The organism is Micrococcus sp. EWR3.9.1 (assembly GCF_052615555.1).
In genome coordinates this window covers 67,217-86,193 of record NZ_JBQXFD010000005.1, presented here as the reverse complement: position 1 = coordinate 86,193, position 18,977 = coordinate 67,217, and the positions used below count along the sequence as shown (strand labels likewise).

16 protein-coding genes are annotated in these 18,977 nt (G+C 75.9%); 7 read left to right on the top strand and 9 right to left on the bottom strand.

Going from position 1 to position 18,977, the window contains the following annotated elements; genetic code table 11:
- Positions 1-5: 5 nt before the first annotated feature.
- Both ACUJ8O_RS04920 and ACUJ8O_RS04915 read right to left on the bottom strand, forming a co-directional pair.
- A complete protein-coding gene (locus tag ACUJ8O_RS04920) occupies positions 6-1,811 on the bottom strand; it encodes a pyruvate kinase (protein WP_445373201.1) in 1,806 nt (601 codons plus the stop codon).
- A gap of 33 nt (positions 1,812-1,844) precedes the next feature.
- A complete protein-coding gene (locus ACUJ8O_RS04915; protein WP_158184372.1) occupies positions 1,845-3,443 on the bottom strand; it encodes an aminopeptidase P family protein in 1,599 nt (532 codons plus the stop codon).
- A gap of 64 nt (positions 3,444-3,507) precedes the next feature.
- Here ACUJ8O_RS04915 and ACUJ8O_RS04910 point away from each other — a divergent pair, with 64 nt between their 5' ends.
- A complete protein-coding gene (locus ACUJ8O_RS04910) occupies positions 3,508-4,368 on the top strand; it encodes a PHP domain-containing protein (RefSeq protein ID WP_078025600.1) in 861 nt (286 codons plus the stop codon).
- A gap of 117 nt (positions 4,369-4,485) precedes the next feature.
- On the opposite strand, the gene ACUJ8O_RS04905 is transcribed toward ACUJ8O_RS04910, so the two are convergent.
- The 5 genes from ACUJ8O_RS04905 to ACUJ8O_RS04885 all read right to left on the bottom strand — a co-directional run bounded on the left by ACUJ8O_RS04905 (position 4,486) and on the right by ACUJ8O_RS04885 (position 10,540).
- A complete protein-coding gene (locus ACUJ8O_RS04905; RefSeq protein WP_371506660.1) occupies positions 4,486-6,273 on the bottom strand; it encodes a DEAD/DEAH box helicase in 1,788 nt (595 codons plus the stop codon).
- Between the two features lie 251 nt (positions 6,274-6,524).
- On the bottom strand, positions 6,525-8,090 hold the full coding sequence (locus ACUJ8O_RS04900; RefSeq protein ID WP_036381119.1) for an RNB domain-containing ribonuclease: 1,566 nt from the start codon (positions 8,088-8,090) through the stop codon (positions 6,525-6,527).
- 70 nt (positions 8,091-8,160) lie between these two features.
- Positions 8,161-8,385, bottom strand: coding sequence for a DUF3107 domain-containing protein (locus ACUJ8O_RS04895; RefSeq protein WP_036339227.1), 225 nt, complete (start codon positions 8,383-8,385; stop codon positions 8,161-8,163).
- A gap of 120 nt (positions 8,386-8,505) precedes the next feature.
- Positions 8,506-9,162 carry a TetR/AcrR family transcriptional regulator gene (locus tag ACUJ8O_RS04890; protein WP_036381116.1) on the bottom strand — a complete coding sequence of 219 codons (657 nt, stop codon included), beginning with the start codon at positions 9,160-9,162 and terminating at the stop codon, positions 8,506-8,508.
- 25 nt (positions 9,163-9,187) lie between these two features.
- Complete coding sequence (locus tag ACUJ8O_RS04885; protein WP_145950528.1) at positions 9,188-10,540, bottom strand: glutamyl-tRNA reductase; 1,353 nt, start codon at positions 10,538-10,540, stop codon at positions 9,188-9,190.
- 136 nt (positions 10,541-10,676) lie between these two features.
- Between ACUJ8O_RS04885 and hemE the strand changes: the two genes are divergently transcribed.
- The 6 genes from hemE to ACUJ8O_RS04855 are packed head-to-tail and all read left to right on the top strand — an operon-like array spanning position 10,677 to position 17,500.
- Positions 10,677-11,900 carry a uroporphyrinogen decarboxylase gene (hemE, locus tag ACUJ8O_RS04880; protein WP_036314314.1) on the top strand — a complete coding sequence of 408 codons (1,224 nt, stop codon included), beginning with the start codon at positions 10,677-10,679 and terminating at the stop codon, positions 11,898-11,900.
- The gene (locus ACUJ8O_RS04875; RefSeq protein ID WP_445373200.1) at positions 11,897-13,405 is read left to right on the top strand and encodes a protoporphyrinogen/coproporphyrinogen oxidase; all 1,509 of its coding nucleotides are present in this window, start codon (positions 11,897-11,899) and stop codon (positions 13,403-13,405) included. Before hemE ends, ACUJ8O_RS04875 begins: the two co-directional genes overlap by 4 nt.
- Before the next feature lie 50 nt (positions 13,406-13,455).
- Positions 13,456-14,172: a hydrogen peroxide-dependent heme synthase gene (gene hemQ, locus ACUJ8O_RS04870; RefSeq protein ID WP_036314319.1), complete on the top strand. Its 717-nt coding sequence runs from the start codon at positions 13,456-13,458 to the stop codon at positions 14,170-14,172.
- Positions 14,172-15,521, top strand: coding sequence for a ferrochelatase (locus ACUJ8O_RS04865; protein ID WP_445373199.1), 1,350 nt, complete (start codon positions 14,172-14,174; stop codon positions 15,519-15,521). Before hemQ ends, ACUJ8O_RS04865 begins: the two co-directional genes overlap by 1 nt.
- A 4-nt stretch (positions 15,522-15,525) precedes the next feature.
- On the top strand, positions 15,526-16,659 hold the full coding sequence (gene hemC / locus ACUJ8O_RS04860) for a hydroxymethylbilane synthase (RefSeq protein ID WP_445373198.1): 1,134 nt from the start codon (positions 15,526-15,528) through the stop codon (positions 16,657-16,659).
- 1 nt (position 16,660) lies between these two features.
- Positions 16,661-17,500 carry a uroporphyrinogen-III synthase gene (locus ACUJ8O_RS04855; RefSeq protein WP_377680795.1) on the top strand — a complete coding sequence of 280 codons (840 nt, stop codon included), beginning with the start codon at positions 16,661-16,663 and terminating at the stop codon, positions 17,498-17,500.
- Positions 17,501-17,527: 27 nt separating this feature from the next.
- On the opposite strand, the gene ACUJ8O_RS04850 is transcribed toward ACUJ8O_RS04855, so the two are convergent.
- On the bottom strand, positions 17,528-17,809 hold the full coding sequence (locus tag ACUJ8O_RS04850; RefSeq protein WP_445373197.1) for a hypothetical protein: 282 nt from the start codon (positions 17,807-17,809) through the stop codon (positions 17,528-17,530).
- A gap of 99 nt (positions 17,810-17,908) precedes the next feature.
- Complete coding sequence (locus tag ACUJ8O_RS04845) at positions 17,909-18,973, bottom strand: NYN domain-containing protein (protein ID WP_166437543.1); 1,065 nt, start codon at positions 18,971-18,973, stop codon at positions 17,909-17,911.
- Between the last annotated feature and the right edge of the window lie 4 nt (positions 18,974-18,977).

Sequence of the window (18,977 nt, the reverse complement as noted above, 5' to 3'; positions counted from 1 at the left end):
CCCCGTCAGAGGGACCAGGACTCGAGCCGCCGGAGCATGTCGCGCTTCTTGCTCGCATGACCGTGCATCCGGCCCAGGATGTCGCCGAGGACGGTGACGGCGCGGTCGATGTACGGGCCCTTGTTCAGCATCGCGGCCTCGGCCCGCTGCGCCATCGCGGCGTCCGTGATCTCCGCCCGTGAGGGCAGGCCGGTCTTGGCGAGGGACTCGAGGACCTGGGTGGCCCAGATCGCGGGCACGTGCGCCGCCTCGCACAGCCACAGGATCTCCTCCTGCAGCTCGGCCATCCGTGCGAAGCCGGCCTCCACCGCCAGGTCGCCACGGGCGATCATCACCCCGACGTCCCGCCAGCGCATCGCCTCGAGCAGCATCCGCGGCAGCTGCCGGAAGGCCTCCACCGTCTCGATCTTCAGCGTGATGTCCACGTCCGGTGCGTCCTCGGCCTCGAGCGCGTCGATCAGCTGGGCCACGTCCTCGGCCGAGCGGACGAAGGACATGTTCACCATGTCCGCGTGGCGGGCCGCGAACGGGATGTGGGCGAGGTCCTCGTCCGTGAGGGCCGGGATGGCCAGGTGCGTGTCCGGGAAGTTCACGCCCTTCTCCGCCTTGAGCTTCGCCCCGCGAGGGCCGGCCTGGGTCACCTCGAGGGTGATCTCGTCGGCGGACACCGCTGTGATCCGCGCGCCGATCCGTCCGTCGTCGATGGAGACCCGGTCGCCGACCGCCGCATCCGCGAACGCCTGCGCCAGGGTGAGGCCGATCCGGTAGGGCGGCGTGTCGACCGCGGGGACCGGCTCGAGCGAGCGGGCCAGCACGATCTCCTCGCCCTCGTGCACGCGCATGGACTGCTCGAGCGGGGGCGGCGGCCCGACCTCGAGCGGCCCGTGCGGCGTCGTCAGCGCCGTGCCCGTCGCCCAGTAGACCGTCTTCTCCGCCCGCACGAGCACGCCCTCGCCGTCCACCTGCTCGACCTCCAGCCTGCGGTGTGCACCCCGCGCGCCGGTCAGCTCGATCTCGTCGCCGCGCTGCAGGCCCGCCAGGGTCGTCCCCTCCGGGGCCGCCAGCGGCACGACGACGGCGCCGTCCGGCCGGTCCGCCGCGGCCACGGCGTCGTGGGGCCCGGCGGCGAGCCACACGCGGGAGGGCTCGGTGACGATCCCGGAGGGGTCCCGGGCGGGCTTCACCTTCACGACGCGCGGTCCCGGCTCGATGGGGCCGGTGCGCACCTTCGGCCCGGCCAGGTCCATCGCGACCAGGGGTGGGGGGCGGCCCGCACCGGCACACCGGCGGACCGCCGCGATCATGGCGGCCCACGCCTGCTCGTCGTCGTGGGCGCAGTTCACGCGCGCCAGGTCCATGCCGGCCTCGGCGATCCGGGCCACGAGCTCGGGGTCCGTGGCGGCCTCGGAGGGCATCGTCACCATGATGCGCGCGTCCCGGTCGGCGCGGGCCGGACCGAGCAGGCTCGCCGCGTTGCGGGCGAGGATGGCGCGGCCCTCGGCGGAGGTCAGGGCGTCGTCCTCGGGCGCGGGGGCGGGGTCGCCCTCGAGCGCGCGGGCGGCGGCCAGCACCGCGTCCACGTGGCCCAGCACGCCGGCCTCCATGCGGCCCAGAGAGGACAGGCCGGCGTCGCTGAGCGCCTCCTGCAGGGGCCGCAGATCGGTGCCGCGCAGGGCGACGTAGTGCACGAGGTTCCGGGCCGAGGCCCGGTGGCGGTCCCGGACGCGAGAGATGAGGTCGGCGTGCTCCGCCTCGGCGGAGAGGAGGCGGTCGCGGAGGGCGGTGAGCTCGGTGGTCAGGTCGATACCCATGGTCCGAACCCTAGGCGCGCCCTCCGCGCCGGATCACGCCTGGAGCCGCGCCATCCAGGCCTCGATCTCGTCCGGGGTGCGGGGGAAGGCCGCGGAGAGGTTCTCGGCCCCGTCCTCGGTCACGAGGATGTCGTCCTCGATGCGCACGCCGATGCCGCGGTACTCCTCCGGCACGGCCAGGTCCTCCTCCTTGAAGTACAGACCCGGCTCGATCGTGAAGACCATGCCCGGCTCGAGCACGCCGTCCAGGTAGAGCTCGCGCTTGGCCTGCGCGCAGTCGTGCACGTCGAGGCCGAGGTGGTGCGAGGTGCCGTGGGGCATCCAGCGCCGGTGGTGCTGGCCCTCGTCCGAGAGCGCGACCTCGGCCGAGACCGGCAGCAGGCCCCAGCCGTCGAGGCGGTCGACGAGCACCCGCATGGCCTCGGCGTGGAGCTCACGGAACCGGATGCCGGGGCGCACGATCGCGAAGGCGGCGTCCGCGGCGTCGAGGACCGCCTGGTAGATGCGGCGCTGCACGTCCGTGAACGTGCCGGACACGGGCAGGGTGCGGGTGATGTCCGCAGTGTAGAGGGAGTCGTCCTCGACGCCGGCGTCGAGCAGCAGCAGCTCACCCGGGCGCACGGCGCCCGTGTTGCGGATCCAGTGCAGGATCGTGGCGTTGTTGCCGGAGGCCGCGATCGTGTCGTAGCCCAGGTCGTTGCCCTCGAGGCGGGCGCGGGCGAAGAAGGCGCCCTCGACCACGCGTTCGCCGCGGTCGTGTCCCACGGCGCGCGGCAGGGCCCGCACGACGTCCTCGAAGCCCGCGATCGTGGCGGCCACCGAGGCGCGCATCCGCTCGATCTCCCACGCGTCCTTGACCAGGCGCAGCTCGGAGAGGAACTCGGCGGTCTGGGCGTCGGCCTCGGCCGCGGCGGCCAGGTCCAGGCCGGCCTCGGTCCGGACGGCGGCCAGCAGGGCGTCCACGTCCTGGTCGGTCTCGGCCAGCAGCCGCACCGCGGTGCCGTCCGCGGCCACGTTCTTGGTGACGGCGGACTCGAGCTCCTCGAGCCCCGCCGTGCGCAGACCCGTGCGGGCGGCCAGGCCGGCCAGGGTCGGACGGGGGCCGATCCAGAACTCGCCCGAGCGCGAGTCCGCGTAGAACTGCTCGGTGTCCCGGCCGGCCAGGGGACGGAAGTACAGGGTGGCGGTGTGGTCCGTGCCGTCGTCGCCGGCGCCCGGGTCCGTGGGCTCGAGCACGAGCACGGCGTCCGGCTCGTGGTCCACGCCGAGGCCCGTCAGGTGGGCGAACGCGGAGTGCGGGCGGAAGCGGTAGTCGGTGTCGTTCGAGCGGACCTTGAGGCGGCCGGCCGGCACCACGATCCGCTCGCCCGGGAAGCGCGCGGACACGGCGGCCCGCCGCCGGGCGGCGTACGGGGCCGAGGCGTCGGGGTCGGGCAGGGCCTGCGACGAGGGCGCCCAGTCGGAGGCCATGAAGTCGCGGAAGGCGTTCGAGGCGGGGCGCTGCGAGCGGTTGTCGACGCGCTCGGCCAGCGGCTGGGGGTTCACCGCGCCGGTGCCGTCGGCGCCCGCCTCGGGGGTGGCGGCGGGCTGGTCGGGGGTGGTCTGGGCGGGGTGCTGTGCGGCATCGGTCATGCCCTCCATCATGGCACCGGTGGGCGCGGGCAGGTCGGGGCCGCCGCGCGCGGGTCTCGGTACCATGGCCGCCATGGCCCGCTACGACCTCCACACGCACTCGACCGAGTCCGACGGCACCGAGCCGCCGGCCGACGTGGTGCGTGCGGCGGCGCGGGCCGGGCTGGACGGCCTCGCGCTCACCGACCACGACACGACCGCCGGCTGGGCCGAGGCCGCCCAGGCCGCGCGGGAGACCGGGCTGACGCTCGTGCCCGGCATGGAGATGTCCTGCACCTCCGCGGACGGCGTGAGCGTGCACGTGCTCAGCTACCTGCACGACCCCGAGGACCCCGCCCTGCTGCGGGAAGTCGGCCGGGCTCGCGACGCGCGGCTGACCCGGGCGCAGGAGATGGTGCGGCGCCTGGGCGCGGACTTCTCGATCACGTGGGAGCTGGTCCAGGAGCACGCGGCGGAGAACGCGACGATCGGCCGGCCCCACCTGGCCGACGCCCTCGTGACGATCGGGGCCGTCCCGGACCGCTCCGCGGCGTTCCGGGAGATCCTCGCCGGCCGGTCCAAGTACTACGTGCCGCACTTCGCCCCGGACCCGGCCGAGGCGGTCGCGCTCATCCGGGCCGCCGGCGGGGTGCCGGTGTTCGCGCATCCCCGGGCGCGCATGCGGGGCCGCGTGGTGGGCGACGAGGTGTTCGAGCAGATGGCCGAGGCCGGACTGGCGGGGGTCGAGGTCGAGCACCGGGACAACCCGGCGGAGGAACGCACCTGGCTGCGCGCGTTCGCGGACCGGCACGGGCTGTTCGTCACCGGCTCGTCCGACTACCACGGCACCGGCAAGCCGAATCCGATCGGCGAGCACACCACGGGCGCGGAGGTGCTCGCCGAGATCGAGCGGCAGGGTACCGGCACGGCGATCATCCGCGGCTGAGCCCGGACAGCCCGGGCGACGGCGGAGGATCGGTTGCGCGAATGACCCTTCCAGCCGCCGCGCAGGCGGTCAGAAGGGTCATTCGCGCAGAAGATTCCCGGGGCCCGGGAGGGACGGTCAGCCGTCCACGACCTCACCGTTGCGGCGGCGCGTGCGGGTGCGGCCGCCCCGGCGACGACGGGCCTCGGCCCGGGCCTCGGCGCGCTCGGCCCGGCGGGCCTCCGTGAGCTCGACGCCGGCCACCGGCTCCGGCGTCCGGGCCGCGGGGGTCTCGGGGCGTGAGGCGGTGCGCTCGCGGCCCTCGCCGCGACCACGGCCCCGGCCCTCGGCGCGCTGCTCGGCGGGTGCCTCACCACGCCTGCGGCCCGAGCGCTCGGAGCGCTCGCCGCGGCTCCCGCCCCGCGCCGCGTCTCGGCCCTCGCCGGAGCGGCCGCCCTGGCCCCGGCCGCCGCGCTCGCCGTCGCGGGACCGGCCGCCCTCGCGACCCCGTCCGCGGCCGCCGTCGCGCTGCTTCGCCTCGGGTCCGCCCAGGTCCTCGAGCGTCTCGCCCTCGAGGCCCTCGAGCACGCGCTTGGCCTGGGGCAGGCGGCCCTTCGTGCCCTTCGGGATGTCGAGGTCGGAGAACAGGTGCGGGGAGGAGGAGTAGGTCTCCACCGGCTCGGGCTGGCCGAGGCCGAGCGCCTTGTCGATCAGGGACCAGCGCGGCATGTCCTCCCAGTCCACGAGGGTCACCGCCACGCCCTTGTTGCCGGCGCGGCCCGTGCGGCCCACACGGTGCACGTAGGTCTTCTCGTCCTCCGGCGCCTGGAAGTTGAACACGTGGGTGACGTCGTCGACGTCGATGCCGCGCGCCGCGACGTCGGTGGCCACGAGGATGTCCACCTTGCCGTTGCGGAACGCGCGCAGCGCCTGCTCACGGGCGCCCTGGCCGAGGTCGCCGTGCAGCGCGCCGGCCGCGAAGCCGCGCGCCGTCAACTCGTCCGCCACGCGGGCTGCCGTGCGCTTGGTGCGCGTGAAGATGATGGTCCGGCCGCGGCCCTCCGCCTGCAGGGCGCGAGCCACGAGCTCGTCCTTGTCCATGTGGTGGGCGCGGTAGACGAGCTGACGGATGTCCTTCTTCGTCAGGCCCTCGTCCTCCGGGTCCGCCGCGCGGATGTGGGTGGGCTGCGTCATGTAACGGCGCGCCATCGCGACCACGGGACCCGGCATGGTGGCCGAGAACAGCATGGTCTGGCGCACGGCCGGGACGGCGGCGAGCAGGGTCTCGACGTCCGGGAGGAAGCCGAGGTCCAGCATCTCGTCGGCCTCGTCCAGCACCACGGTGTTCACCAGGTCCAGGCGCAGGTGGCGCTGGCGCATCAGGTCGATGAGGCGGCCGGGGGTGCCGACGACGATCTCGACGCCGCGCTGCAGCTCCTCGATCTGCGGCTCGTAGGCGCGGCCGCCGTAGATGGTGGCGATGCGCAGGGGGCGCCAGGCCGCGGCGGCCGTGAGGTCGCCGGCCACCTGGACGGCGAGCTCGCGCGTCGGGGCGACGATCAGGGCCTGCGGGGCGCCCGCGGTGCCCTTGGCCTCGAGGCCGTCCCAACCGGGCTCACCCGGGCCGATGGCGCGCTGCAGCGCGGGGATGCCGAAGCCGAGGGTCTTGCCGGTGCCGGTCTTGGCCTGGCCGATGATGTCGTGGCCGCCGAGGGCGACCGGCAGGGTCATGGCCTGGATGGGGAAGGGGTGGACGATGCCCTTGGCCTCCAGGGCCTCGACGATCTTGGGGTGCACCCCGAAGTCGGCGAAGGTCTGCTCGGGGGCCACGGGGGCGGCGTCCTCGGTGACGATGTCCTCCGCGATCTCCGCGACCGTCGGGTCGACGTCGGCGGGGGCGGGGGTGTGCTCGGAGTTCTGGGTCATGGCGACTCGCGTTCCTGGTCGGGCGTCGTCACGGCGGGCGGAAGGCCCGGCTCCGCCGTGCGCGCGGTTCAAGCGGAAGCCGATCGCGAGGCAAGCACGCGGAGCGGCCGACGGGCGGCGCCCCGTGGAACCGGGCTGGGCGCGCCGTGCGAGGCGGGCCGTGCCGGATCCGGCAGGTCATGGTGCCGTCCCGGGCGTCAGGGGCGCGGGCGGCGGGTCAGGGTGATCAGAGAGCGACCGGTCATCCTGGGTCAGCGTGAGCTGTGCGACCAGTCTACCCCCGCGGCCGTGATCGCACCCGAGGCGCGGTCCACGCCCTCGATCCGCACGCGCACCCGGGTGCCCGCCGGGACGCTGCCCGGCACCCGCAGGCTCACGGCCGGGTCGAGCAGCCACACCTCCGTGCCGTCCTTCGCCTCGCGCACCGCGATCCCCTCGAGCTCCGCGCCGACGCGAGACTCGAGCGCCGCCGCCTCCACGAGGTCCGCCGCTGTCCGGCTCGCGGCCGAGGCCCGGCGCGACGAGTCCGCCATGAGGGCGGGCAGCTCGGGCAGGGCGCTGCGGACCCACGCGGGGGCGGGGGCGCCGGAGGCGTGGGCGTGGCACAGGGCCAGGACGAAGCGGTCCACGAGCCGGCGCAGAGGAGCGGTGGCGTGGGCGTAGGGGGCGGCGAGCGCGGCCTGGGCCGGTTCATCCGGCGGTGTGCGCAGGGCCGGGTCCTCGGCCTGCGCGTCGAAGGCCGTGTACCCGGCGCCGCGGAACAGCCCGGTCGCCGCGTGCAGCACCGCCAGGTGCCGCGCGTCGGCGGGGTCGAGGGAACGCAGGTAGGCGCCGTAGTCCTGGCCCTCGTCCCACGGGGCGCCCAGGGCGCGTGTGCGCTCTCGGAAGGCGGCGACGGCCTCGGCGTCCGGCGCCGGCATCGTGCGCAGGATCCCGACCCCGGCGGCCAGCATCAGCTCGGCCGCGGCCATGCCGGTCAGCAGGGAGAGCTGGGCGTTGTGCTCCTCCGCCGGCAGCGGCGCCCGGTGCACGAGCTCGTGCGCCCCGTCCTCGGTGACACGGACCTCCTGGTCCGGCAGGTTCAGGGAGGCGCCGCCGCGGGCGGCCTCCTGCGCGGCCCGCCGTCGGCCCACCTCCGGCAGCAGCGCCAGCGAGTCGCGCACCTCGGCCGGCCACCCCTCGGCGGCGGCCCGGTCCGCGTCGGTGACCCCGGGACGCGGCGTCGTCGGCGCCTGCGCCCCCGGCTGTGCGTCGAGGAAGGCCTGCACCTGCCCGTACGTCAGCTGCGCCCGGGAGCGGACGCGGGCGCGTTCGAGGCCGGTCTCGACGACGGCGCCCGCGGCGTCCAGCAGGAACGTCCACACGAACGCCGGTCGGTCCCGGTCCGGCAGCAGGGAGGCGGCGTCCTCGCTCAACACCTCCGGGTGCAGGGGGACCCGGCCGTCGGGCAGGTAGACGGTCTGGCCGCGGCGGTGGGCCTCGGCGTCCACGGCGCCGCCCGGTGCCACGAAGGCGGGCACGTCCGCGATCGCGTAGCGGACCAGGATGCCGTCGTCGTCGGAGGGGGTCAGGAGCAGGGCCTGGTCCAGGTCCGTGGCGCCGGCGGGGTCCACGGTGACGAACGGCAGGGCCGTGCGGTCCGCGTGGTCCGGGCTCCCGGTCAGGCCCGCGTGCACCTCACGCGCGGCCGCCTCCGCCTCGGCCAGGACGGGGGCGGGGAAGGCCGGCGGTAGCTCGAGCTCCGTCCGCAGGGCGGCGAGGCGCTCGAGCAGGGTCGGGTCGGCAGGGCCGCGGAGGCCGAGGGCGTGGGAGGACATGGCGATGCTCCTGGGCAAGGGGGCCGAGACGACGTACGCCCCGGCGGATCACCGGGGCGTGCGGGGCGGGTCAGGAGGCGGCGAACCCGAGCGGGCCCGACTTCTTCGCGCCGATCTCCACGAAGCCGATGCGGTCACCGGGGACGACCACCTGGCGGCCCTTGGCGTCCGTCAGGACCAGCGGGGTGCCGTCGGCGACGGCGGCGTCCACGAGGGAGCGGACCTCGTCCGCCGACTGCTCGCTGTCGATGACGACCTCGCGGCCGACGTGCTGCACACCGATGCGGATCTCCATGGGGAACCTCTTCTCTTCGTCGCGTCCTGTGCGGTCCGCCGTCAGCCTACGGGACCGCTCGGTGAGGTGGGCGGGCGCCCACGAGGTTCACCCGCGGGCGAAACGGGCCGGACGGCCGGGTCAGCGCGGGGCGTCGTCCGCGGAGGGCAACGAGGTGAGGCCGCGCCAGATGAGGTCGTCCACCGTGCGGGCCATCTCAGCCGCGGCGGGGCGGGCGTCGGCGTCGAGCCGGTCCGCCCAGTGACGGGCGGCGCCCAGGAGGTAGCCGACGAGTCCGCGGGAGAGCACCTCGGCCTCGGCCTCGGCCACGGTGGTGTCCGCGCGGATGGTGCGCGCGACCTCGGAGGAGAGCAGCCGGTGGACGGCCTCGCTGCGCGTGCGCACCTCCGGGTCCCCGTCGATGCCGGAGTCGAAGATGAGGCGGTGGGTCCGCTCGGGGGAGGCCATGTACTCGAACACGGCGGCCACGGTGGCCCGCACCCGTGCACGGTTGCCCCGACGGGTGTCCATCGCCGCCTCGAGGAGCGCGCGCAGGCTCGCGACCTCGGCGTCCAACAGCTCGAGGAAGAGCTCGTGCTTGCTGGGGAAGTGCTGGTAGAGGACCGGCTTGGAGACCTCGGCCCGCTCGGCGATCTGCTCCATGGAAGCCCCCGCGTACCGCTCGGCGGCGAAGACCGCGCGGGCGCAGTCCAGCAGCTGGCGACGACGCTCCTGCCGGGGCAGACGGCGGCCTCGCCCGGGCTCGTCGGGCGCGGTGGCGGCGGGGTGGTCGGTCACGGGGTCCTCCTGGCGCGGGGCGGGCTCACGCGATGCGCGCGGCGCCGCCCTCGTCCTCGTGCGCGGGACAGACCGCCTCGACCGTGCCCACGGCGGGGGCGGGGCGGCCGGGGGCCTCGATCCCGAAGACCGCCTCGAGGGCGTCCTCATAGCGGTCGAGCCGGCCCTCGGCGGCGAGCCGCTTGGCGCGCACGCTGGGCTCGTGCAGGAGCTGGTTCACCATGCGGCGCAGGGCGAACTCCACCTCCTCGGCGGCCGCCGTGCAGCCGTGGCGGGCGCGCACGCGCTCGAGCTCCCGGTCGAGCACACCGAGGGTGTGGCGGCGCAGGGCCTTGATCGCCGCGTCGGCACTGCGGCCACGCTGCGCGGCGCGGTACTCCTCGACGGCGTCGTCCACGAGCGCGCGGGCCTCCGCGACGGCGACCTCGGCCTGCTCGGGTGCGGCCAGCCGCACCGACTCGAGGGTGATGAGATCGACGTCCGGCAGGTCCGCGACCGCCGGGTCGAAGTCGCGCGAGAGGGCCAGGTCGACCACCGTGAGCGGACGCCGTCCGCCCTTGCGCAGCTCCTGGAGGCGCTCGGGGCTGATCTGGCGTTCGCCGCCGGAGGAGCCGATGATCACGTCCGCCTCGGCGACGGCGCCGGCCACGGCCTCGCCGCCGAGCGCGAGGGCCCAGCCGCCGCGGTCCGCGACGAACTGCTCCGCGCGGCCCGAGGCCGAGTGCACGCCGACGGTGGTCGCGCCCCGGTCCGCCAGCTGCGCGAGCGTGGTGCCGGCGTAGGCGCCCGTGCCGATCAGCAGGATGGTGGCCCCGGCCCAGAAGTCGCGCTGGGCCGCGGCGTCGGTGAGACCGCGCAGCTCCTCCGCGAGGTCCAGGGCGACGGAGACGACCGAGCGGCCGGCCGCGCCGAGCGCCGTGCGGGAGCCGACGTCCTTGGCCGTGCGCGTGGCGGACTCGAAGAGGCGGACGAGCGGACCCGAGGCGGTGCCGGCCTCCTGGGCCGCCGTCAGGGCGCGCCGGACCTGACCGGCGATCTCGCGCTCGCCCACCACGGCGGAGTCCAGTCCGGCGCCGACCTCGAAGAGGTGACGGGCCGTGGCGTCGGCGTCGAGTGTGCGGAACGCGGCGTGCACGTCCTCGTCGGGCAGGGAGGTGGAGGCGGCGACGGCGGACAGCAGCCCCGCGCGAGCGGCCTCGACGCCGGCCCCGTCGGCCTCGGCGTAGATCTCCACGCGGTTGCACGTGGCCAGCACGACGGCGCCCGCCGCACCGCTGCCGGGCAGGGCGGGCCCGACCCCGGTCGCGCCGGCGCTGAGGCGGGCGACCGTGTCCAGGTCCAGGTCATGGTGGGAGGCGACGAGAGAGAAGACAGTCACAGCGGGCCAAGTCTAGCCCCGACCGCCCCGCCCGTCCGGGAAGGCGGACCTGACCCGGGTGCCGTCGGCCAGTGTGACGACGCTCACGGAGGACGCAGATGTGCCACCGCGACACGACCGGTGGGACACTGGGGGCATGTCCGCCCTGTCCCAGACCCCCGAGACCCCCGCGGCCGTCCCGGCACTGCCCGCCGAGCACCCGCTGCGCACCGAGGATCCGTCACGCTCGACCGTGGCCAGCCCGCTCCTTCGCGCGCTGCGCGGCCAGCGCCCCGACCGCCACCCCGTGTGGTTCATGCGGCAGGCCGGCCGTTCGCTGCCCGAGTACCGCCGGGTGCGCGAGGGGATCGGGATGCTCGACTCCTGCCTCATGCCGGACCTGGTCCGGGAGATCACGATGCAGCCGGTGCGCCGCCACGACGTCGACGCGGCGATCTTCTTCTCGGACATCGTAGTCCCCCTGCGCCTGGCGGGCGTGGACGTGGAGATCCAGCCCGGCGTGGGCCCCGTGCTCGGCCAGGCCGTCCGCACCGCCGACGACGTCGCCGCGCTGCCCGTCCTCGAGGACGCCGCCCTGGACGTCATCCGCGAGGCCGTCGCGGCCACCGTCGCCGAGCTGGGCCCGCGCCCCCTGATCGGCTTCGCCGGCGCCCCCTTCACGCTGGCGGCGTACATGGTGGAGGGCCGTCCCTCCCGCGACCACTTCGGCCCGCGGCGCATGATGCACGCCGACCCCGAGACCTGGGCCGCCCTGGCCGGCTGGGCGGCCACCGTGTCCGGCCAGTTCCTGCGCGCCCAGCTCGAGTCCGGCGCCTCCGCCGCGCAGCTGTTCGACTCGTGGGCCGGTTCGCTCTCGGCGGACGACTACCTCGAGCACGTGCAGCCGCACTCGACGGCGGCCCTCGCCCATGTCGCCGACCTCGCCGGGCCCGGCGTCCCCGACGGCGCCCCGCTCCTGCACTTCGGCACGGGCACCGGAGAGTTCCTGCACCACATGCGTGACGCGGGCGCGACCGCCGTCGGCGTGGACCACCGCCTCACGCTCGCCGAGGCGCACCGCCGGCTCAGCGCGAACCCCGGCCCCGACGGACGCGGCGCCGTGCCCCTGCAGGGCAACATCGACCCGGCCCTGCTCGCCGCCCCGTGGGAGGTCCTCGAGGCCCACGTGCGCGACGTCGTCGCCTCCGGCGCCGTCGCGCCCGGTCACGTCGTCAACCTCGCCCACGGCGTGCCGCCGGAGACGGACGCGGCCGTGCTGACCCGCGTGGTCGAGCTGATCCACTCCCTGCCCGTGCCGGAGCGGGAGGGCCAGGACCCGGCACCGGGGGCCGAGACCGCCGAGCGGGAGGAGCGCGCATGAGCGGCACGGCGCTCGTGGTCGGCGGCGGCATCGCCGGCCTCGTCGCGGCCCACCGACTGTCCGCGGCGGGCTGGGACGTGACCCTCGCCGAGGCCACCTCCGTGCTCGGGGGCGCGGTCTCCCCGCGCTTCCTCGACGTCCCCTCGCACGGCGAGACCGGGGCCCCCGAGACCCAGACCCTCGAACTCGACGGCGGCGCCGAGTCGTTCGCCGTCCGCGGCGCCGCCGTGCGCGCGCTCGTGGAGGAGCTCGGGCTGGGCGAGACGATCGTCGCGCCCGAGCCCCTCGGCTCGTGGCTGCACGGTCCCGCCGGCCCCGTGCGTGCCCCGCGTCTCGGCATCGTCGGCATCCCCGGCGACCTCGACGCCGAGGACCTCGCCGCCGCCCTCACGCCGGCCGGCCTGGAGCGCGCCCGGCAAGACGCCGAGGCCCCCATGGATCGCTGGGCCGCCGCGCTCGCGGCCGGTGAACCGGTGACCGTCGCGCAGGTCGTGGCCGACCGCCTCGGCGACGAGGTGCTCGACCGCCTCGTGGCCCCCGTCGTCGCCGGAGTCCACTCGGCCGACCCCGCGGTCGTCGAGCTGGAGCGCGTGGCCCCCGGCCTGCTCGCCGCCGCCGTGGAGCACGGCGGGCTGGCCGCGGGCGTCGCTGCGCTGCGGTCCACCGGGACCCCCGGCTCGCTCGTGGCCGGTCTGGACGGCGGCATGGTCCGCCTCACCGGCCGGCTCGTCGAGGCGCTGCGCGAGGACGGGGCCACCGTCCTGCGCGGTGTCCGGGTGGCCGCCCTGTCCCGCGTGCCCGCCACCGGCGGCTGGTGGGCCCAGATCTCGGACCGGGACGACGAGGTCGTCCGCGGGCTCGACGTGGACCGCGTCGTGCTGGCCGTGGACGGCGTCACCGCCTGGGACCTGCTGGCCCCGCTCTCGGCCGAGGCCCTGGACCCCGACGCCGGCCCCGCCCTCGGCGAGGGCATCGCGCTGGCCACGCTCGTCGTCGAGGCCGCGGGCCTGGACGACGCGCCACGCGGCACCGGAGTGCTGGTCGGCGCCGGGACGGACGTGGCCGCCAAGGCCCTGACCCACGCCACCGCCAAGTGGGCGTGGCTGCGCGAGGTCGTCGCGCGGCCGCAGGAGGACGGCGTCGCCCGTCACCCCCACCGCCATGTGCTGCGCCTGTCCTACGGCCGCCAGGGCGGTGGGCCCGAGGCCCTGGGCCACCGCAGCGCGGACGAGGAGCTGCTCGCGCAGGCGCTCGTGGACACGGCGACTCTCACCGGGGTGCCGCTGGCGGAGGAGGACGTCGTCGCCCGCACCGTCACCCGCTGGCGCCGCTCCATCCCGCCGCAGGCCGGCCCCGACCGCGCGAAGGCGGACACGCTGATCGACTGGGCACGGGACGTGCCCGGCCTCGACCTCGTGGGCAGCTGGGTGCACGGCACCGGGCTGGCCGCCGTCGTCGCCGGCGTGGACCGCACCCTCGGCGCCGACGCACCGCCCGCCGGCTGACCTCGCCCCCAGACCACCCCTGACGCAATCGGATCCCAAGGAAGAGGACCATGACCAAGGACAGCACCACCACCCCTGCCGAGGCCGGCAAGGACTGGTTCACCACCTACACCGTGTTCGCCCGCCCGCAGGGCGAGCCAGGCTGGCTGGGACTGGAGGGCCGCGACGCGAAGAAGGCCGCCAAGGAGTTCGACGAGGCCGTCGCGCGGGTGGCCCAGACCGGCGTGACCGTGCGCGGCGTCTACGACGTCTCGGGCATGCGCGAGGCCGGCGACGTCATGGTGTGGATGTACGGCCAGGTGCCCGAGGACCTGCAGGCCGCCATCCGCGAGCTGCGCCGCACCCGTCTGCTCGAGGGCACCACGATGGTGCTCTCGGCCATGGGCGCAGATCGCATGGCCGAGTTCAACAAGGACCACGTCCCCGCCTTCGCCATGGGCCGCAAGGCCCTGAAGTGGCTGTGCTTCTACCCGTTCGTGCGCTCGTACGACTGGTACCTGCTGGACCCGAAGGAGCGGGCCCGCATGCTCCGCGAGCACGGCCAGCTCGGCCAGGACTTCCCGCAGGTGTGGGCGAACACCACCAGCGCGTTCGGCCTGAACGACTGGGAGTGGCTGCTGGGCCTCGAGGCGGACGAGCTGACGGACCTGGTGGACATGATGCGCCACCTGCGCAACAACGAGACCCGCCTGCACGTGCGCAGCGAGGTGCCGTTCTACACCGGACGCCGTCTGGAGACCGCCGAGATCGCGGAGGTGCTGGCCTGATGACCGCCGCCCCCGAGCCCCGCGCCGACGCGCCCGTCCACACCGGCCCGGACGCCGGCGTCGCCCCGGCCCTCCGGACGCCCGAGAAGGCCGCCGCCGGCGTCGACTACGACGTGTGCGGCGTGATGGCCCCCAAGGACTACGACGCCCTGCTGCTCGCCTCCTTCGGCGGGCCCGAGGGCCAGGACGACGTGATCCCGTTCCTGCGCAACGTCACGCGCGGGCGCGGCATCCCGGACGAGCGCCTCGAGGAGGTCGCCACCCACTACCGCGCCAACGGCGGCGTCAGCCCCATCAACGCGCAGAACCGCGCGCTGAAGGCGGCCATCGAGGCCGAGCTGGCCGCCCGCGGCCTGGACCTGCCCGTGTACTGGGGCAACCGCAACTGGGAGCCCTACTTCCCGGACACCCTCGCGCGGATGCACGCCGACGGGCACCGCCGCATCCTGACGGTCACCACATCCGCGTACTCCTGCTACTCCTCGTGCCGCCAGTACCGCGAGGACATGGGCATGGCCCTGGAGCAGACCGGCCTGACCGGGAAGGTGGACCTGGACAAGACGCGCCAGTACTTCAACCACCCCGGCTTCATCGAGCCGTTCCGGGACGGCCTGCGCGCGGACCTGGCCTCGCTGCGCGCGGAGCTGGGGGACGACGCGCGGATCCACGTGCTCTTCGCGACCCACTCGATCCCCACCTCCGACGCCGCCGCCGCCGGCCCGCGCGGCCTCGCCGCCGACCTGCGCGCGCAGGCGGGGGCGGAGCCGGGCGATGAGGGTGCGGACGTGTACTCGGCGCAGCACCTCGACGTGGCCCGCGAGATCCTCGCCGGCGTGCCCGAGGCCGCGGACGTGCCGTGGTCGCTCGTGTACCAGTCGCGTTCCGGCCCGCCCTCGGTGCCGTGGCTCGAGCCGGACATCAACGACGCGATGGAGCACCTCGCGGGCGAGGGTGCCGAGACGGACGCGCAGGGGCGTGCCGTGGCGGGCTTCGTCGTCGTGCCGCTGGGCTTCGTCTCGGACCACATGGAGGTGGTCTGGGACCTCGACACCGAGGCCAAGGAGACCGCCGAGGGGCTGGGTGTGGGGTTCCGTCGCAGCCCCACGCCGGGCACCGACCCGCGGTTCGTGGCCGGGCTCGTGGACATCGTGGAGGAGCGGCTGGGCCGGCGCGAGGGCCGCGCCGCGGCCGGCTGCTTCCCGGCCTGGTACGACGTGTGTCGGCCGGACTGCTGCGTCAAGGTGATGCGGGACGGCTCGGTGCGGCCGACGACGTCCGCGGTCGACGCCGCCGTGCGCGGGCTGGCCGAGCACGAGGCGGGCGCCGCGGCCCCCGCCGAGGAGGCCTGAGACCGTGACCCCCCTGCGCATCGGCACCCGGGGCTCCGCCCTGGCGACCACGCAGACCAGCCACGTGGCCGAGGCGCTCACGGAGCGCTCCGGCCTGGCCCACGAGCTGGTGGTGATCCGCACCGAGGGCGACGTCACCACCGGCTCGCTGGCCTCGCTGGGCGGCACCGGCGTGTTCGCCTCGGCGCTGCGGGCCGCCGTGCTCGACGGCGCCGTGGACGCGGCCGTGCACTCGCTCAAGGACCTGCCGGCCGCCCAGCCGGAGACCCTCGAGATCGCCGCGGTGCCGGCCCGGGCCGACCTGCGGGACGCCCTGTGCGCCCGCGACGGCCTCACCCTAGCGACCCTGCCCGAGGGCGCCCGGGTGGGCACGGGCTCTCCGCGCCGCGTGGCCCAGCTCAAGGCCCTGCGCCCGGATCTGGAGCTCGTGGACATCCGCGGCAACGTGCAGACCCGCCTGGCCCGCGTGCCCGGGCTGGAGCAGCACGACGACCACGCCCCGGCCGCCGCGGGTTCGCCCCGCGGTGACCTCGACGCCGTGATCCTGGCCTGCGCCGGGCTCGACCGGCTCGGGCTGGACCACGTGATCACCGAGCGGATCGACCCGGAGGTCATGGTGCCCGCCCCCGGGCAGGGTGCCCTGGCCGTGGAGATCCGGGCCGAGGACGAGTCCTTCCTCGGCCGGGCGCTCCTGGACCCCGAGGCGCCGGTCGGGAGGCTGCACGCCGCCCTCGAGCTGGTCGACGATCGGGACACCCACGTGGCGGTCACCGCCGAGCGGGCCCTGCTGCGTCGCCTCGAGGCCGGCTGTGCCGCGCCGATCGGGGCCGTGGCCCGCGTGAGCGACGGCGAGGCCGGCGCGCCGCGCATCGAGATGACCGCGATGGTGGCCGCCCTCGACGGCTCGCGCGTGCTGCGCCGGACCTCGTCCGTGCAGCTCGACCCGGTGCCGGCCGACGTGGCCGGCGACCCGGCGGCCGCCGACGAGTGGCTCGAGGACACCCTGTTCGTGGCCGCGGAGGCACTCGGCGTGCACGTGGCCGAGCAGTTCGTGGCCGAGGGCGCCGACCTGCTGCCCGGCACGGTGCGCGGGGTGGACCGGGGCGACGGCGCCCCGCGCCCCGACGACCCGGCCTGAGATGCGCGTCCTGCTCACCCGCCAGCCGGCCCAGGCCGGCGACCTCGAGGCCGGTCTCGCCGGCACCGAGGTGGCGGGGCGGCGGCTGCGGGTCGGCTTCCTGCCGCTGACCGACTTCGCGCTGCCCGACGACGACGGCCCGCTGCGCGCGCTGCTCGCGGACTGGGCGGGTGCCGACGGCGATGCGGTCGGGCCGGTGCGCTCGGACGGGCCCCGCTGGCTCGTGGTGACGAGCCCCAACACCGTGCGCGCGCTCAGGGCCGTCGGCTGGGACGGTCATGTCCCGGCGGGCGCGCGGATCGCGGTCACCGGACCGGGCACGGCACGGGTGCTGACCGAGGCGGGCTGCGACGAGGCGCCGTGGCTGCCGCCCGAGGACCGCTCCGCCGAGGGCCTGATCGCCGGGCTCTCCGCCCTGCATCCCCGCGGCGCCCGCGCGTGGCTGCCCCAGTCCGATCGGGCCCGGCCCCGCCTCGCCGACGGCCTGCGCGCGGCGGGCTGGGACGTGCGGACCGGGCTCGCCTACCGGACGGTGCCGTATCCGGCGCAGGCCGGCAGGCGACTGCTCGACGGGGCGGCGGACGAGGGCCGGGGGGACGTCGTGACGCCCGCGCGGCTGGCCGCGGTCGCGGCGGGGACCGCCGTGGTGCTCACCAGCTCCTCCGCGGCGGAGGAGTTCGTGGCCGCGGGTCTGACGCCACTGGTGGGCAAGCGGGTGCGGCTCGTGGCGATCGGCGCGCCGACCCGTGACACGTGCGCGCGGCGGGGTCTGCCCCTGCTCGGGACGGCCCCCACGCCGGACGCGGCCGGAGTGCTGGCCGTGCTGCGCGCTGCGGCCTGAGCCGCCCGGCCGCACGCGAGGCGAGGCTCAGTCGGGGCGGTCGCCGTCCGGGTCGGGCGCGTCGTCCTCCGACGGCGCCGGGCCGGCGTCGTGCTCCTCGTCCTGCGGCACGCCGGTGGCGGCGGCCATGATGTCCACCCGCGGGCCGCGCAGGATGGCGACCGAGACGTTGGTGAAGCCCGTGTTGGCGAGCAGCTCCGAGGCCTCCTCGTCCGTCAGGTCGTACGCGTGCGCGAGCATGCGCACGTTCTCCGTGTAGAAGGCGTGCAGGCGGTCGACGCCGCGCAGGAAGCCCAGAGTGTTCCCCATGGCGGGGAGCCTACCGGGCGGGCGTGGTGGGCGGGTGGCCGGCGGGTGAACGGCCGGTTGACCGGCCCGCCGGCCGCGGGGGACGACGGGCCGTGCCGCTCAGCCCTCGGCGCGGCGGCTGCGGCGGCGGACCAGCGAGACCTCCATGGTGCGGCCCTCGGTGCGGGTGCGCAGGTACGGCTGGTCCTCCACGAGGGTGGAGAGCTTGGAGTGCCCGAAGTCGCGCGGGTCGAAGTCCACGTGGGTGCGGCTCAGGTGCTGGCCGATCAGGGACAGCGTGGCCCAGCCGTCGTCGGTGCTCGTGGCGTTGACGGCCTTGGTGAGCGCGGCCTGCAGGTCGATGCGCGGGGCGGCGTCGGCCTCGTCGTGCTCGGGCTCGGCCTCGACCGGCACCTCGGGCGGGGTCGGGTCCTCGGTGACGTCCGACGACGACGCACGGCGGCCCCGCCGACCGGCCCCGGACTTCGCCTCCGCGGCCTTCCCGTCCTTGCCGGCGGCGGCGTCCCCGGCGGGCGCCTCGTCGGCAGCGGGGGCCTCGGCGTCCGCGTCCGTGGCCTCGGGGGTGTCGGCGGCGTCGGTGGTCTTGGACCCGCGGCCGCGGCCTCGACCGCCGCGGCGGGACCCCGAGCGGCCGGAGCCCTCGGACGCCTTGGCGTTCTCCTCCTTGGCGGGGGTGTCCTCGCCGGTCTCGTCGTCGTCGACGTCGTGGTCCGTGGCGGTGCCGAGCAGCTCGAGGTAGATGAACTGGTCCACGGCGTTGCGCAGGGAGGCGGGGGTCTTGCGGGCGCCCAGGCCGATCACGCGCTTGCCGCCCTCGCGCAGGCGGGTGGCCAGGCGCGTGAAGTCGGAGTCGGAGGAGACGAGGGCGAACGCGTCCACGTTGCCCATCCAGAGCAGGTCCATCGCGTCGATGATGAGCGCGGAGTCCGAGGAGTTCTTGCCCACGGTGTAGGCGAACTGCTGGACCGGCTGGATCGCGTGGTGGTTCAGCGCCTTCTTCCAGCCGTTGAGGTTGGTCGTGGTCCAGTCGCCGTACGCGCGCTTGATCGTGGGGGTGCCGTAGGTGGCGAGCTCCTCGAGGATCAGGGGGGCGAACTTGGGGGAGACGTTGTCGCTGTCCATCAGGACGGCGATGCGCAGGGATGCGGGGGTGGGTTCGGGCATGTGT

Excerpts from the sequence above, each read along its gene's own strand:
- ACUJ8O_RS04845 (WP_166437543.1), bottom strand. The coding sequence starts at position 18,973 with ATGCCCGAACCCACCCCCGCATCCCTGCGCATCGCCGTCCTGATGGAC.
- ACUJ8O_RS04920 (WP_445373201.1), bottom strand. The coding sequence starts at position 1,811 with ATGGGTATCGACCTGACCACCGAGCTCACCGCCCTCCGCGACCGCCTC.
- ACUJ8O_RS04895 (WP_036339227.1), bottom strand. The coding sequence starts at position 8,385 with ATGGAGATCCGCATCGGTGTGCAGCACGTCGGCCGCGAGGTCGTCATC.
- ACUJ8O_RS04905 (WP_371506660.1), bottom strand. The coding sequence starts at position 6,273 with ATGACCCAGAACTCCGAGCACACCCCCGCCCCCGCCGACGTCGACCCG.
- ACUJ8O_RS04865 (WP_445373199.1), top strand. The coding sequence starts at position 14,172 with ATGACCGCCGCCCCCGAGCCCCGCGCCGACGCGCCCGTCCACACCGGC.
- ACUJ8O_RS04850 (WP_445373197.1), bottom strand. The coding sequence starts at position 17,809 with ATGGGGAACACTCTGGGCTTCCTGCGCGGCGTCGACCGCCTGCACGCC.
- ACUJ8O_RS04915 (WP_158184372.1), bottom strand. The coding sequence starts at position 3,443 with ATGACCGATGCCGCACAGCACCCCGCCCAGACCACCCCCGACCAGCCC.
- hemE (WP_036314314.1), top strand. The coding sequence starts at position 10,677 with ATGTCCGCCCTGTCCCAGACCCCCGAGACCCCCGCGGCCGTCCCGGCA.
- ACUJ8O_RS04855 (WP_377680795.1), top strand. The coding sequence starts at position 16,661 with ATGCGCGTCCTGCTCACCCGCCAGCCGGCCCAGGCCGGCGACCTCGAG.
- hemQ (WP_036314319.1), top strand. The coding sequence starts at position 13,456 with ATGACCAAGGACAGCACCACCACCCCTGCCGAGGCCGGCAAGGACTGG.
- ACUJ8O_RS04900 (WP_036381119.1), bottom strand. The coding sequence starts at position 8,090 with ATGTCCTCCCACGCCCTCGGCCTCCGCGGCCCTGCCGACCCGACCCTG.
- ACUJ8O_RS04910 (WP_078025600.1), top strand. The coding sequence starts at position 3,508 with ATGGCCGCCATGGCCCGCTACGACCTCCACACGCACTCGACCGAGTCC.
- ACUJ8O_RS04875 (WP_445373200.1), top strand. The coding sequence starts at position 11,897 with ATGAGCGGCACGGCGCTCGTGGTCGGCGGCGGCATCGCCGGCCTCGTC.